The organism is Flavobacterium sp. SOK18b, assembly GCF_014156605.1.
In the GTDB taxonomy this organism is placed as follows: Bacteria; Bacteroidota; Bacteroidia; order Flavobacteriales; family Flavobacteriaceae; genus Flavobacterium; species Flavobacterium tiangeerense.
In genome coordinates, this window is sequence record NZ_QKNZ01000087.1 from 1 (window position 1) to 1,174 (window position 1,174).

At 42.1% G+C, this 1,174-nt stretch carries 1 protein-coding gene; it reads left to right on the forward strand.

Going from position 1 to position 1,174, the window contains the following annotated elements:
- Positions 1–1,174, forward strand: a 1,174-nt coding sequence (locus DNC80_RS12500) for a SprB repeat-containing protein (RefSeq protein WP_182651514.1), incomplete at both ends; no start/stop codon positions are given.

Below are 1,174 nucleotides of genomic sequence, written 5' to 3' on the forward strand. Positions count from 1 at the left end.
GAGGAACCGTTACACCACCAGCAATGGGTGCTTACAATACCAATCCAGTTCTTTCAGTAGATACTAACTTGACTGTTTTATCATGGGATGTCTATGTTATGGATGCCAAAGGCTGCGTAGGCATGCAAAATGTAACGGTCGTAAACAATGCTGCTCCAACTATTGTAGCGCCAGCAGCACAGTGTTACACAGGTTCGCCATTGACAGCGGATTTAAGTCCAAATACAATTACAACTACTTATAATGGTGTTAAAGCATATACGCTTAACGGAACGGCTTTAACAAGTTCTATAGCTACCTTCAATGGACCAGGAACTTATGTATTAGGAATTAAAGATGACAACGGTTGTGAAGCTTTTGTAAATTATACCATTACAAACCAACTTATTGGCGGAGCGGTGTTAGTTAAAGATTTAACTTGTTCATCTCCAACCGCCGCTAGAGTTGATGTTACTATTTCGGGAGGAATAGCTCCATTTACAGTTCAAACCTTAGTTGGAGGAGTTGCAACAGGAGCAGCTGCAACAGGAGTTACAGGTCCAATATATACGGTAAACCCAACAACAGTAGGAATCTACTCATTTGTAATTACGGATAGTAACCCAGCTACATGTTCGGTAACGACTAATACGGTTGAAGTAACTACACCAGTAACGCCAACGTTCACAGCAGTAGCTACCGATGCTACTTGTAACGGAGACAGTAACGGTACCATTACGGTAACCCCAACTGCAGGTGTGGCACCATTTACTTTCGCGTTAAGCGGAACAGGATTCAACACTACTGGAGATGCTACTGGAAACTACAGTGGTTTACCAGCAGGATCATACACGGTTGTAATTACAGATGCTAAAGGATGTCAATCAGCAGCAGCTACAGCAATTGTTATTAATCAGCCATTTGTTGTGTCAGCTACAATTAGCGTAACCACACCATTGAGTTGTGGTACAGGTAATGCGACTCAAGCAGCAACAGTAACAGCTGTACCTAGCGGAGGAAATGGTTCGTACCAATACAACTTCAACAACCAAGGCTTTACAACAAACAATACGTTTGTGACTAATACAGCCGGACCAGTTAGTGTAATTGTGAGAGATACCAACGGTTGTTCATTTGCAACAGCAGTAGGTACTACAGTAATTGCCTTAGATCCACCAACAAATATGGATATTTC